The organism is Streptomyces sp. HNM0645 (genome assembly GCF_030056615.1).
In the GTDB taxonomy this organism is placed as follows: domain Bacteria; phylum Actinomycetota; class Actinomycetes; order Streptomycetales; family Streptomycetaceae; genus Streptomyces; species Streptomyces marianii.
In genome coordinates this window covers 1-13,292 of the sequence record NZ_JASHLT010000085.1, presented here as the reverse complement: position 1 = coordinate 13,292, position 13,292 = coordinate 1, and the positions used below count along the sequence as shown (strand labels likewise).

The window sequence follows — 13,292 nt, the reverse complement described above, 5'->3', positions numbered from 1 at the left end:
GCCTGCCGCCCCCGCGCGGCCCGCCGCCGCGGCACCGGCACCGGCGAAGCCCGCCGCCGCGCCCGCGAAGCCCGCCGCCGCTCCGGCCAAGCCCACCGCCAAGGCCGCTCCGGCCGCAGGGTCGCCCGACGGTCCGGAGATGCTGCCGCTGCGCGGCCCCTCCGCCGCGGTCGCGAAGAACATGAACGCCTCGCTGGAGCTGCCGACGGCCACGTCCGTCCGCGCCGTCCCGGTGAAGCTGCTCTTCGACAACCGGATCGTCATCAACAACCACCTGAAGCGCGCCCGCGGGGGGAAGATCTCCTTCACGCACATCATCGGGTACGCGATGGTGCAGGCGATCAAGGCCATGCCGTCGATGAACTGGTCGTACGGCGAGAAGGACGGCAAGCCCGTCCTGGTCAAGCCGCCGCACGTGAACCTCGGCCTCGCCATCGACCTGGTGAAGCCGAACGGCGACCGGCAGCTCGTCGTCGCGGCCATCAAGAAGGCCGAGACCATGAACTTCTTCGAGTTCTGGCAGGCCTACGAGGACATCGTCCGCCGCGCCCGCAGCAACAAGCTGACGATGGACGACTTCAGCGGCGTCACCGTCTCGCTCACCAACCCCGGTGGCCTCGGCACCGTCCACTCCGTGCCGCGGCTGATGCCCGGACAGTCGGTGATCATGGGCGTCGGCTCGATGGACTACCCGGCCGAGTTCCAGGGCACCTCCCAGGACACCCTGAACAAGCTGGGCGTCTCCAAGGTCATGACCCTGACCTCGACGTACGACCACCGGGTCATCCAGGGCGCCGCGTCCGGCGAGTTCCTGCGGATCGTCGCCAACCTCCTCCTCGGCGAGGACGGCTTCTACGACGACGTCTTCGAGGCGCTGCGCATCCCCTACGAGCCGGTCCGCTGGCTCAAGGACATCGACGCCTCGCACGACGACGACGTCACCAAGGCCGCCCGGGTCTTCGAGCTGATCCACTCCTACCGGGTCCGCGGCCACGTCATGGCCGACACCGACCCGCTGGAGTACCGCCAGCGCAAGCACCCCGACCTGGACATCACCGAGCACGGGCTCACCCTGTGGGACCTGGAGCGCGAGTTCGCGGTCGGCGGCTTCGGCGGCAAGTCGATGATGAAGCTGCGCGACATCCTCGGCGTCCTGCGCGACTCGTACTGCCGCACCACCGGCATCGAGTTCATGCACATCCAGGACCCGAAGCAGCGCAAGTGGATCCAGGACCGCGTGGAGCGCCCGCACGCCAAGCCGGAGCGCGAGGAGCAGCTGCGCATCCTGCGCCGGCTGAACGCGGCGGAGGCCTTCGAGACCTTCCTGCAGACCAAGTACGTCGGCCAGAAGCGCTTCTCGCTGGAGGGCGGCGAGTCCGTCATCCCGCTGCTCGACGCGGTCATCGACTCGGCGGCCGAGTCCCGCCTGGACGAGGTCGTCATCGGCATGGCCCACCGCGGCCGGCTGAACGTCCTGGCGAACATCGTCGGCAAGTCGTACGCCCAGATCTTCCGCGAGTTCGAGGGCAACCTCGACCCGAAGTCGATGCACGGCTCCGGCGACGTGAAGTACCACCTGGGCGCCGAGGGCACCTTCACGGGCCTCGACGGCGAGCAGATCAAGGTGTCGCTGGTCGCCAACCCGTCGCACCTGGAGGCCGTCGACCCGGTCCTCGAGGGCGTCGTCCGCGCCAAGCAGGACATCATCAACAAGGGCGGCACGGACTTCACCGTCCTGCCGGTCGCCCTGCACGGCGACGCGGCCTTCGCCGGACAGGGCGTCGTCGCCGAGACCCTGAACATGTCGCAGCTGCGCGGGTACCGCACCGGCGGCACGGTCCACATCGTCATCAACAACCAGGTCGGCTTCACCGCCGCCCCGGAGTCGTCGCGTTCGTCGATGTACGCGACCGACGTGGCCCGCATGATCGAGGCACCGATCTTCCACGTGAACGGCGACGACCCGGAGGCGTGCGTCCGTGTGGCGCGGCTCGCCTTCGAGTTCCGCCAGACGTTCAACAAGGACGTCGTGATCGACCTCATCTGCTACCGCCGCCGCGGTCACAACGAGGGCGACAACCCGCAGTTCACCAACCCTCAGATGGTGAACCTGATCGACAAGAAGCGCTCGGTGCGCAAGCTCTACACCGAGTCGCTCATCGGCCGCGGCGACATCACGCTGGAAGAGGCCGAGCAGGCGCTGCAGGACTTCCAGGGCCAGCTGGAGAAGGTCTTCGCGGAGGTCCGCGAGGCCACCAGCCACCCGGCCCCGGCCCATGTCCCGGACGCCCAGGCCGAGTTCCCGGTGTCCGTCACCACCGGGATCTCCCAGGAGGTCGTCAAGCGGATCGCCGAGTCCCAGGTCAACGTCCCCGACAACATCACCGTCCACCCGCGACTTCTGCCGCAGCTGCAGCGCCGTGCGGCCTCGGTCGAGGACGGCACGATCGACTGGGGCATGGGCGAGACCCTCGCCATCGGCTCGCTGCTGATGGAGGGCACCCCGGTCCGGCTCGCCGGCCAGGACACCCGCCGGGGCACCTTCGGCCAGCGCCACGCGGTGCTGGTGCACCAGGAGTCCAACGAGGACTACACCCCGCTGCTCTACCTGTCCGACGACCAGGCCCGCTACAACGTCTACGACTCGCTGCTCAGCGAGTACGCGGCGATGGGCTTCGAGTACGGCTACTCGCTGGCCCGCCCGGAGTCGCTGGTCATGTGGGAGGCCCAGTTCGGTGACTTCGTCAACGGCGCCCAGACCGTCGTCGACGAGTTCATCTCCTCCGCCGAGCAGAAGTGGGGCCAGACCTCCGGCGTCACGCTGCTCCTGCCGCACGGCTACGAGGGCCAGGGCCCGGACCACTCGTCCGCCCGCCCGGAGCGCTTCCTCCAGCTGTGCGCGCAGAACAACATGACGGTCGCCATGCCGACTCTGCCGTCGAACTACTTCCACCTGCTGCGCTGGCAGGTCCACAACCCGCACCACAAGCCGCTCATCGTCTTCACCCCGAAGTCGATGCTGCGTCTGAAGGCCGCGGCGTCCAAGGTGGAGGAGTTCACCACCGGCGGCTTCCGCCCGGTCATCGGCGACACCGCGGTCGATTCGGGAGTGGTGAACGCGGCCGACGTCCGCAAGGTCGTCTTCTGCTCCGGCAAGGTCTACTACGACCTCGAGGCCGAGCGGCAGAAGCGCGGAGCCATGGACACGGCGATCATCCGTCTGGAGCGCCTGTACCCGCTGCCGGGTGCGGAACTGCAGGCCGAGATCGCCAAGTTCCCGAACACCGAGAAGTACCTGTGGGTCCAGGAGGAGCCGGCGAACCAGGGTGCCTGGCCGTTCATCGCCCTCAACCTGATCGACCACCTGGACCTGGCGGTCGGCGCGGACATCCCCCACGGCGAGCGCCTGCGCCGCATCTCCCGCCCCCACTCGTCGTCCCCGGCGGTGGGCTCGGCGAAGCGGCACCAGGCGGAGCAGCAGCAGCTGGTCACCGAGGTCTTCGAGGCCTGACGCCGCCGAGGCGGTACGCACGAGACGGAGGGCCCGGCACCCGTGGGGGTGCCGGGCCCTCCGGCGTGTGGGCGACGGGCGGCTGCGGCGAGTGCGCCCGCCGCGAGCAGTTCTGTCTACTCAGCGCCCTCGGCGGCCCGGGCCGCTTCGGCGGCCTTGCCGTCCTGGGCGTTCTTGCCACCCTCTGCAGCCTTGGTGTCCTCAGCGCCCTCGGCGTTTTTGTCGCCGTCCTCCGGCTCCCCCTCGGCGGAACTCGCCTCGTCCCGTGCCGCTGGGACCCGGATGAGCACGACCCCGCTCCCGAGGTCTATCGGCCCCCGCCCGGGATCGGCGTCACCGGCCTCCTCGAGCGTGAGCTCCTGACGCCGCCGCTCCTCCTCGGTGTGCCGCCGCCCAGGAGCGAACAGCTCGTTCAACGCACCGCCGAACATGGTTGCTCCTGTCTGTTTGGGTTTGCCCCTCATCGTACGAACGGTTGCGGGGCTGTGGAGGGGACGGAGGCGTGCGGTGCCCCACAGCTTGGCGACTGCGGCTCAGCTCTCCCTCAGCCGCAGCGCGATCTGCGCGCACAGCTCGACGTACACCTGGCGCCCGGTGAGCTCCAGGTTCGCCACATCGTCCGCCCCACCGAGGCTCAGCGGCACCTTGTACCCGACGACCTGGTCGAACCCGACGGGCCCCGCCCCGGGGTTGGCCTTCCGCCACTCGTCGAAGTACGCGAAGGCGAGCGCGTCCTCGTCGGTCACCGCGACGAAGAAGTCGTCGAGGCCGAGATCCGTGGTGTAGTGCTCGCCCTCCTCCGGATCCACCATGATCATGTACCGGGGCCGCACCTCGGGATCACGGATGTCGAAGAGCAGCTCACGCCCGTTCCAGTCGAAGGCGAAGGGGAAGAAGCGCCCCTCCAGCCCTACGATGAGCCGGGCGCACAGCGCGTACGACTCGTGGGCGGAGGCGGGCGTGTGGAACCGCAGAAAGCCTTCGGCGAGCGTCCGGCCGGCCATCCGCCCGAACACCGCGGCGAGCGGCGCGGGCACATGGTGCTCGCGCTCACCGGGCTCGACGGCTCCCGTCTCCGGGAAGCGACGCACGAGGATGTCCAGCGACATGTTCACTCCAGGCGAGCCGGTCTCCACCACCATGTGGGGGCCGGCCCCTTCGCCGTATGACGCGACTACGCGTCCCAAGAATCGTCAGGAAGCAGACCGCTGAACGCATCGACCGGCTTCTCGGCAGTGTGCCCTGTTGCGTCGGGCTCGTCGAAACCGTCGCCGTAGCCGATCCGGACGAGCTCGTCGGACAGGGAACAACGGGGTCTCGGCGATCGCCTGCCCGGGTTGATGTTCATGTGGCAGGGCCCGGCCTCACGCGTGAGGCCGGGCCCTTCATCCACTGGTCGCGCTCACGCGTACGCGGCCGTCAGTCCTCTTCCTCGTCGAGGAGACCGAGAACGTCGGGAAGATCCGCCATCGCCCGACGACGCTCGGGGTTCTCCTCCAGCTCGGCCAGCTCGACCAGCATGTCCGCAAAGGCCCGGCGGTCCTGCTCGCTCAGGTCGTCGAGCAACGCGCTGGCAGGCTCCAGAATGTCCGTCGCGACGTCAGGGTCGATGGCATCGTCATCAGAGAGGTCGATCGAGACGACGATACTCGCGAATGCCCTGGCCAGGACTCTGTTGAGTTCCATCACTTGGGAACCACCCTTACCTTGATGTCCGATCAGCCGGTTCAACAGTCCCTGTCACCGGAAACCGGCTGAGGAGGACCTCAAGCGACATCCCCACTTCTCCGTGACCTCTTTCCTGGAGACGGTGCGTCTCAGACGACGTCCAGTTCTCCTGCCGCCTCGGGCCGTCGGGAGGGACCGCAGCGCGGTGCCGCTGACGGAGGTGGCGTTCGCGGCGTCAGTTCCTGCTATGCCGGACACACAAGGACGTCACTGCCAGTCTGGATTGCGACTCGGCGGAAAGGGTCCGAACAGGCTCTCGTACTCTCCGGTCTCATCCAAGAACACATCGCCCGGATCGGCGCTCCGCACGGCCTCGTGAAGGCGGTCCACCAGGGTCGGCACCGGTTCAATCGTCAGACCCAGCGCGCCAGCCACTCGGGACTGCGCTGGAACGACTTCCGGATCATTTGCGAGCATATCGCGCTGCAGAAATGACGCGGCCGCTTGCATCGAAGCCACGTCGCCGTCTTCGGAGTATTTGAGACAGTCCCGCCAGTACGGCAGGCCAACCACGAGACCAAGGGCCCCGGAGAAATCCGAAGCAATGAGTCCGGCCTCACCCTCACTGCTTGCGTACAGCATCGGGCGGTCAGGCCCCTCGCCGCACAGGTAGAACTTTCCACCCGTGAAATCTCCCGCGACCACCTCAAGGGAAATTCCTGACATGAGACGCGGCGCGTCGACGTAATCAGCGCGTCGGATATCAAATTCAAACGGATACGAAAGAAGCTCCACGAGCGCCGGGTCGTCACGCAGACGCCGAAGCAGATCAGCAGACCGAGACATGCAGCAACGATAGCAGAAGGCAAAACCACCTGAATGCTCCATCGAAGAACGCCTGCGGAGAGGATCGACTCCTACACCGCAGGCGTCCATCCGAACTAGATCTTGCCTATCCTGCGGTAATACGTAAGCAGCCTTCGGATTCCCGTGTTGTAGTAGCCGGGATCGCCGTACTGCAACTGCCCGATTCTGCGCATGTCCCAAATGTCACGTGCAAGAACGGTGCGGAACGAAAGGCCGGCCTCAAGCCGCTTCGTCCTGCGGCCCCGGCTCTTGTAGGTCCTCGTCAGAGCGTGGTCGGCAGCCTTCATAACGATCGCTCCGCCCTCGTTCCTGGGGAGGTGTCCAAGGCCGTCCTGGGGCATGTGGTGGGCTTCCAGGCCATCACCGGGCTGACCGGGATTGAGGTCCCCGAAGCGTCCTGCGTCGTTCTCTGCGACGGTCTTGCACTTGGCGTTGTGCACCAGAACCGGCGTGGCCCCCGCCAGCACGTAGTACGTGTGGACATCGGTAACCGTGAGGTTGTGGACCGTCGCCTTGTGCGCCGTCCACGCCTCCACCGTGCTGATCTGGATCCAGGCTCCCGAAGACGCCTGGACCCACTGGCCCGGATTCAGCGCACCCGCGTCGACCCACACCCGCAGGGACGGCACCCAGAAGGGGTGTCCGGCCGTGGCTGTGACCGTGGTGGTCCTGGGTTCGGTGGAGGTTGAGCCGTCATGGACCTTCAGTGTGATGCGGACCAGGTCCTTGCTGCCCTTGCCCACGATCGTCGCCGCGGCCGTCTGGACGGAGGTTTTCCCCGTCTTCGGGTCGGTGGCGACGACTTGGTCGCCGGCCTTGACCTTCTCGATCGGCTTGGTGGAGCCGTCGGCCATCAGCACCAGCGTTCCGGGCCCGAAGCTGTTGAACTCGCATGTCCCGCTCTCGACCTGAGTCTGGACCTCCTCTTTTGCGCCTTCCTTGGCCTCCGACTTGGCTTCCTCCGCCGCCCGCCGAGTGGCCTTCTGCGCCGGCCGCTTGGCCTGAGAAGGCTTCGGCTTGGCCTTGGGCTGACTCCTCGGTTTCGGTCTGGGCTTCGGCCGGGCCGCCGCCTTTCGAGCGGCTGCACGCTTGGCCGCCGCCCGCTTGGCCGCCGCGCGCTGTGCCTTGGCGCGCGCCTGCGCAGCTGCCCTGCGTTGCGCCGCGCGCTTCGCAGCCGCCCGCTGTGCGGCGCGCTTGGCTGCGGCGCGCTTGGCTGCGGCTGCCTTGCGTGCAGCTTCGCGCTTCGCTCTGGCGGCCGCACGACGCTTGGCCGCCTCGATGGCGCGCTTGCGGGCCAGGGCCGCGGCACGACGCGCCGCCGCCTGGGCCGCCTTACGGGCCGCGATGATCGCCGCACGGCGGGCCGCGGCGCGGATGGCCGCCTGGATGGCGATGCGGGCCGCGATGCCGATCAGGATCGGGAAGAACAGCCCGTCCGGGTCGGAGAACGTCGCCGGTGCGTTGTTGCTGTAGGCGTACGGGTTCATCGTCGCCGGCTGGGTGTAGTCGACCATCGGGTCGACGGAGATGAACCTGCCGGTCGCCGGGTCGTAGTCCCGGGCACCGAGCCTGGTGAGGCCGGTCTCCTTGTCGACCGTGCCACCGACGAAGCCTCGCTGTCCGGGCCAGGTGGAGGGCTGTGCCCCCCGCTCTTCTCCGAACGGCAGGAGTTTGCGCCGAGTGACACCCATGCCCGTGTCGATCATGTCGACAACGGTGTTGGACGAGCCGTGGTGGTCGGACAGCATGAGCTGCCGGACCCCGCCGGTGGCCCTGACGGTGACCGCGCCGTCAGGATGCGCGTAGAAGCGCTCCGCCTTCTTGGTCGTCAGATCGGCAGTGACGGTCAGCTCCGCCTCACCCAAGTACAGCGTCTTGCTGCCGTCGGCGCCGGTGCGGATGAGTCGTTCGCCGTCCGCGCCGTGGAGGTAGGAAGTGGTCTTGGTACCGCCGCCCTCCACGGGCTCCGACACCGACTCCAACTCTCCCTCAACGTTCCATTTGAGCGTTTGGGTGGTGCCGTTGTCCTGCCGCGTCGTGGTGTTGCCTGCCTTGTCGTACGCGAACGTGTTGATGTTCTGGCCCGCAGGTCCTGTGGACTTGACCTCCGCGAGTGCGTTCTGACCGCCTACACCCGTCTTGCCATAGGTGTAGGTACGGGTGACGTCTTTGGTGGTGTCACCGGTGGTGTCGTGCTCCACGAGCTTGGTGCGGTTGCCCGCATCGTCGAACTCGTAGCTCTGCCAGTACGCGTCCGGACCGCCGACCGCCTCCTTGGAGGGACCGGCCGCGCAGTCGTCGGTCTTCGCCGACCAGGCAGAGGTCATCTGCCGCAGTTGGTCGTAGACGAAGCACTGGGTGTCTGTCTTGCCGGAGTCCGGGGCGGCGGCTCCAGGGGTGTCCGTGATCTTGGTGACGTTGCCGGCCTGGTCGTACGAGTAGGCGGTGTCACTGACTCGGCCGGGTGCGATCGAGCGGTCGACGGTCGACTGCATGAGCCGACGGGTGAACTCGTCGTAGAAGTACGAGCCGTAGACCTTCTTGCCGGCGGGGCCGGCTTCGGTGCGCAGGATCTCGCCGAATGCTGAGTACTGGACGTCTCCGAGGTAGGTGGAAGCACCGCTGATCGAGAGCGGCAGGTCGTCGGAGTTGTAGCGGAACACGACCCTTTCGGTGGTGAGGCCGCCGAGGCCGGGGACCTGCACCCAGGCGATATTGCCAGTCGGCGTATAGGAATAGTCGTATTGGTAGGTACCGCCCAGGCCGGTCTCCTCGGCCGGGATCACCGTCTTGGTCGACTTCACCCTGTAGGCGTTGTCGTACGCGGTGACCTCGTCGCGGTACTCGCGGCCGTTCTCATATCGGATCGCGGCGGTCGGCAGGCCCTTGGCAAGGGTGTCGTACGTCCACTCGATCCGCTTCGGTCCGGCGTCGCTGCCCTCGCGGAGGGAGGTGGGGCGGCCACCCGCGTCGTACGTCGTGACCAGGGTGTTGCCGAGCGGGTCCGTGGAAGCGGTCACATTGTCCGTGTCGTCGTACGTGAGCTTCGTCCGGCCCCCGTCCGGGTCCGTCACCGCGGTCTGCCGACCCCGCCCGTCGTACTCGAAGGTGGTCACTGCACCACCGGGCGCCGTGACCTTCACGACGTTGTCGAGATGGTCGTACTCATAGACCGTGTCTCGCCACGTCGTACGGGCGTCGTTGGTGTACTCCCGCAGCCTGGAGGTGCGTCCCTCCGCGTCGTCGAAAACCGCAGTGACGGTGTCGCCCTTCGGCGGGACGGTCGTGGTGACATCCCCGTCCACCTCTGTGGTCGTCCGGAGCTTCTCCACCCCCCGGTGGTACGTCACCTCGGCGGTGGGCTCGCCCATGCCGTTGAACGTCGTCCGGTTCTGCGACGGGACCTCGTTGTCGCCGACCTGGAGGAGCTTCGCTTCGGGCTCCTGTTCGTTGTAGTAGCCGTCGTTCTCCTTCCACTTGCGGCCGGCGGTGTCGTAGAAGGTGTCGTTGACGATGCGGCCGGCGCCGACTGCCTCGTCCTGGGTCTGCCGCTCACGCAGCAGGCCGTCGAGGATCTCGTAGGAGACGGCGTACTGGCCGTTGTCCTTGAGGGTCTTGGACGTGACGATCGTCGGGCCGTCGCGGCGCACGGTGTAGCCGTACTCCGCGGTCGGCGTCTGAGTCGCCGGGTCGCGGTCGATCTCCCAGACCTTCAGCAGCCGGCCCAGCGGGTCGTACTGCATCGTCGCCTTCTTGCCGTTGGCGTCCGTCTCCACGAGCGGCATGCCGCGCACGGCGTCGAAGTCGGTCGTCTCCGTGTGACCCAGCGGGTCGGTGGAGACCTGCTTCGTCGGGCGGGCGACCGTCGTCGGCGTATAGGTCACCGAGGTCTTGCGGTTCTCGGCGTCCCACGTCGCGGTCTCGCGGCCGTGGATGTCGTACGCGGTCTTGTCGATCGTGATGTAGCCGGTGCCCTCGGCGTTCAGCTCCTGGACCTCGGTGGCGAGACCCTTCGTGGGTGCGGCGCCGAAGGCCAGGTTGTCGTAGAGGGTGCGGGTGTCCTCGACGACCTCTCCGCCCGTGGTACCGCAGGCGCCGAGGGTGGTGAGTTCACGGGACTCCGACTCCAGCAGGTACGCCGCGGTGTTGCGGGCGTACGTGGTCGTGGAGCACATGCGCTTGCCGCCGGGCGTCGTCTCGTCCACCTGGTACGGCAGGCCGTAGCTGTCGTACTTGGTGGTCTCGGTCGACGTGCGCCAGGTCTCGCCCTTGACCCGCTCGCGGGTCTGGACGGTCTCCGGGCGGGTCATCCACGCCTCCAGCGGCGTGGTGCCGGTGCGGGCGCGGGTGGCCGTCTTCTCCGACCAGGCGGTGGTGAGCGTCGAGGAGTCGACGGCGCCGCCGTCCGACTCGTAGGTGATCTGCTCGCGCAGCTGACCCTGGTACTGCGGCAGGTCGTTGACACTGCCGCCCTGGGAGTCCTCGACGACCGAGGTACGGGTGCCGGCGGGCAGCTTGTCGCCGTGCATACCACGGAAGTAGCGGTGCTCGGAGAGCTGCTTGACGTCGTCGCCGGCGCCGAGGCGGGTGCGGACCCGCTCGTAGCCGCGGTACTGGGACCAGGTGCGGTGCTTGTTCTCGGTGAACTCGCTCTCGTCGTACGCCCAGGCGGCGCCGCCGATGAACTCGTAGGAGGTGACCTTGGCCGGGCTGTCGGTGACCAGGTCCTCCTCGCGCACCTCGGTGACGAGGTACTTGTGGAACCAGTCCTGGACGGGCTTCAGCGCGCCCTTGGGGGTCCAGTACTGCGGGAAGCAGCGCATGGTGTTGGTCTCGGGCGAGGCCGGCATGCGACGCGGGGCCAGAACCTGGCAGTCGCGCGGCGAGTAGGAGACGCCGATGCGACCGCCGGTCTCGGTGTCGATCGCGTTGATGCGCAGTCGTGAGAAGGGCGGCAGGCCCTCGACGCCGTCGACACGGTTGTCGAGCTGAACACCCGAGAAGCTGACCTTCGGCATCGACGCCGTCGATCCCGAGCCGTGACCGGTGCGGGTGATGGAGTCCAGCCAGAGGGCCGGCGAGGTGCCGTCACCGGTGTCCGGGTAGGAGCTCTCCAGCGCCCAGGAGTCGACGTTGGTCAGCGCGGACCCGGCCAGCACCTGCGTGCTGATCTTGGTGAGGCGCTTGGTGGACCAGAAGGTCGGGGAGTACTTGTCGGTGCACTTGGCGCCGGACAGACACTCCTGGTCGAGCGGGGTGTCCGGCCAGCGTGAGGCGTTGGCGGTGGTCCGCTTGGATTCCGCGCAGTCGAACGTGATGTTCGGGACGCAGCGTTCGGAGACGGTGAAGGTGACCCGGCCGGCGGGCTGCGCCGTGAACAGGCTGTCCGAGCGCTGGCCGTAGTCGATGCGGGCCAGGTCGGCGGAGCGCACGTACGAGATCTGCTGGTCGGCCTTCATGTTCTGGCCGTAGAAGTTCGTGTGCTTGTTCCACCACAGGGTCATGGCGTCGCCGAGCGGGTCGACGACATAGTCCAGGTTCCAGCGGTAGGCCTGGGTGCAGTCGGAGTCCATGAACGCCGTGGCGTGGCAGGGCTCACCGGGGTGGTTGCCGAAGACCGGGACGGTCAGGGCCGAGTTGGTGGTCTGCGTCGTGGCGTTCGGCAGCTTGTTCAGACCGAAGTGGTACTTGACGCCGTCGGTGCCGGTGACGATCCAGTACTCACCGCTCTTGGTGCCGTTGGTGGCGCCGGTCTTCTGCTCGACCTTGGTGCCGTCGTCGTCCGCGGGGCGCCACTTGCCGGTGGTGTCGTCCTTGACGAGCTCGGTGGTGTTGCCGCCCAGCGACATCACCACGTGGTCGGAGCCCCAGCACAGGTCGCCGTTGTCGGTGGTGTTGTTCGGCGCCTTGCCGTCGACCTTGCCCTTGTCGTCCGAACACGAGCGGTACTTGCGCTCGATGAAACCGGGCTCGTAATCCCAGCCCTCGGCGAGCCACGACGACTGGGCGTTCGTGGACGCGGTGCGGCCGTCGACGGACTGCGAGGAGTACGAGAGCTCGATCTCCGGCTGTGGTCCGCCCGGGACCTCGGGCGCCTCGACGGGGTACGTCCACGAGAAGCCACCGGAGGAAGTGCCCGCCATCCAGGAGCCGGACGGCGACAGCGAAGTCGCCTCGTGGCTTCCGCCGGGACCGGACGCCGCCGCGGTGGCCGCGAGGACCATCGGGGCGGCCGCGGCGCTACGGACCGCGAAACCCTGCGCGGGCGCCTTGCCCAGGTCCACGGTGGCGTCGACGGTGCGGGCCGCCGGGTCGTTGGAGCCGTGCAGCTCGGTGCGGGTGCGGCACTCCGCCTTCTGAGGACTCGTCAGCGCACAGGCGGGCAGCTGGACCAGGCGGAGCCTGGAACCCCAGTCACCACCGAAGGTGTCCTTGATGGCCGCGTAGTCGAGCTCGACCTCCACGGCGCCGGACGCGGCGGCGGCGGTGCCGTCCTCCGCGGCCGCCGGGGTGGCGGTGAAGAGGACACCTTCGACACCTGCCCTGCGGGCGGTGGCGGCATCCTTGACCTGAACCCGGGCCGCCGAACCGGCCGCGGCCTTGGGCGCGTTGGCACGAGCGCCCTCGGACCGGGGGGCGTCCTGTGCCCGGCGGAGAGTCACGGGAAGCTTGGCGAGGGCCTCCGGGGCCTTGCCGAGCGCGGGGCCGGAGGCGGCTCCCAGGCGCTGCTTGGCGGCCTTCTTCGAAGTGGTCGTGCCCTGTGGATCCGTGACCTGGACCAGGTAGTCGCCGGCCGGGACCTTGCCCGTCGACGGCTGCCAGTCCTTCGCGGCGGCGTTCCTGGCCTCGCGACGCTCCTTGGAGAACGCCCGGCCGGCGACCGAGCGGTCGCGCCCCAGTTCTTCGAGATCCGTGCCACGGCCTGCGGCGGCCGCCGGATCGTCCGGTATCAGAGTGATCATCATCGCCATGAAGGCGACGAACGAAACGGATCTATGCCAGTGCCCCAAGTAGCGCAACTGGCGTAGGAGTTGTTGCACGAGCTATCCCCACCCTACGCAACTGAACAATTGATCGAAGTGACCCTAACCTCCCCGTTTCGCTTCGAGTGGTTGAGCTGGGGTGATGGCGGAGGATTGGTGCGGTCGGCCCCTGGTCGTTGAGTGGGCATGGCTTGGGCCCGACGCTCGGGTCGGGGTCTCCAACGGGTTCCTCGGTGGTGGGCGGGCAGGGACAGCGCCGCAGG

6 protein-coding genes are annotated in these 13,292 nt (G+C 68.0%); 1 reads left to right on the top strand and 5 read right to left on the bottom strand.

The features are described from left to right. Positions 1–3,511: multifunctional oxoglutarate decarboxylase/oxoglutarate dehydrogenase thiamine pyrophosphate-binding subunit/dihydrolipoyllysine-residue succinyltransferase subunit (locus tag QMZ92_RS34910; protein WP_283301824.1), on the top strand; the 3,511-nt coding region annotated here is incomplete at its 5' end. Between the two features lie 116 nt (positions 3,512–3,627). Here the strand turns inward: QMZ92_RS34910 and QMZ92_RS34905 are convergent. The 5 genes from QMZ92_RS34905 to QMZ92_RS34885 form a co-directional block, all read right to left on the bottom strand. After that, the gene (locus QMZ92_RS34905) at positions 3,628–3,942 is read right to left on the bottom strand and encodes a DUF6191 domain-containing protein (RefSeq protein ID WP_283301823.1); all 315 of its coding nucleotides are present in this window, start codon (positions 3,940–3,942) and stop codon (positions 3,628–3,630) included. A 102-nt stretch (positions 3,943–4,044) separates the two neighbouring features. Further along, on the bottom strand, positions 4,045–4,653 hold the full coding sequence (locus QMZ92_RS34900) for a T6SS immunity protein Tdi1 domain-containing protein (RefSeq protein WP_283301820.1): 609 nt from the start codon (positions 4,651–4,653) through the stop codon (positions 4,045–4,047). A gap of 277 nt (positions 4,654–4,930) precedes the next feature. Further along, positions 4,931–5,197: a hypothetical protein gene (locus tag QMZ92_RS34895; protein WP_283301818.1), complete on the bottom strand. Its 267-nt coding sequence runs from the start codon at positions 5,195–5,197 to the stop codon at positions 4,931–4,933. 249 nt (positions 5,198–5,446) lie between these two features. Beyond that, entirely contained in the window at positions 5,447–6,067 is a 621-nt protein-coding gene (locus QMZ92_RS34890; RefSeq protein WP_283301816.1) for a hypothetical protein, read from the bottom strand. Positions 6,068–6,120: 53 nt separating this feature from the next. Then, on the bottom strand, positions 6,121–13,086 hold the full coding sequence (locus QMZ92_RS34885) for a polymorphic toxin-type HINT domain-containing protein (RefSeq protein ID WP_283301815.1): 6,966 nt from the start codon (positions 13,084–13,086) through the stop codon (positions 6,121–6,123). Positions 13,087–13,292 lie beyond the last annotated feature (206 nt).

Bases quoted from the DNA above. Each gene is read 5' to 3' on its own strand.
- QMZ92_RS34900 (WP_283301820.1), bottom strand. From the start codon at position 4,653: ATGGTGGTGGAGACCGGCTCGCCTGGAGTGAACATGTCGCTGGACATC.
- QMZ92_RS34905 (WP_283301823.1), bottom strand. From the start codon at position 3,942: ATGTTCGGCGGTGCGTTGAACGAGCTGTTCGCTCCTGGGCGGCGGCAC.
- QMZ92_RS34890 (WP_283301816.1), bottom strand. From the start codon at position 6,067: ATGGAGCATTCAGGTGGTTTTGCCTTCTGCTATCGTTGCTGCATGTCT.
- QMZ92_RS34895 (WP_283301818.1), bottom strand. From the start codon at position 5,197: ATGGAACTCAACAGAGTCCTGGCCAGGGCATTCGCGAGTATCGTCGTC.